This is a genomic window from Hymenobacter lapidarius (genome assembly GCF_001816145.1).
Taxonomy (GTDB): domain Bacteria; phylum Bacteroidota; class Bacteroidia; order Cytophagales; family Hymenobacteraceae; genus Hymenobacter; species Hymenobacter lapidarius.
On sequence record NZ_MDZB01000050.1, the window covers coordinates 1 to 561 of the forward strand.

Sequence of the window (561 nt, forward strand, 5' to 3'; positions counted from 1 at the left end):
TTTCAGCAGGAATGAGGAGGTCAAAGACCTTAAACCTACTGCTGCTCTGCCGAGCAGACTTTTTTTATGCCTATTGTAATCCGCAACTTGGGTTAATTACACGATTTTCAGTTGTTGCCTAGATGCCCGGCCCTTTTTTTTCCATCGTCATCCCCACCTATAACCGCCCCGACATTATTGGGCTGACGTTAAAATCGGTACTATAGAGCCTGTTAAAATTCACAAGTAATTGGTAGACAAACAGAAACCAGCCAGGTTACCGCAATTTCTTCATCCGACCAAAGATGTACGAAACGGACCTGACTGATTTCCAGTGGCACGTCATGCAAAACGCCTTGCCAGTTGCCCGCCGCCGCAAGTATTCGTTGCGGCTCATTCTCAATGCCTTGCTCTACCTAACCAAGAGTGGGTGCCAGTGGCGCTTGTTGCCCCACGACTTTCCCCCTTACCCCATTTGCTTTTACTTTTCAAGCACGCTAGTTAAAGCTATGCCCTTTAGGGCAAGACTTTAGTTGCTACTCCCTTTCGGTAGCTTTGCCAGATGCAGCAGGCCCGCACTGG

General features: G+C 48.5%; 1 protein-coding gene. It reads left to right on the forward strand.

Annotation, left to right across the window (positions count from 1 at the left end; genetic code table 11):
- Window positions 1–284 precede the first annotated feature (284 nt).
- Window positions 285–512, forward strand: coding sequence for an IS5 family transposase (locus BEN47_RS02200; protein WP_070724616.1), 228 nt, complete (start codon window positions 285–287; stop codon window positions 510–512).
- Window positions 513–561 lie beyond the last annotated feature (49 nt).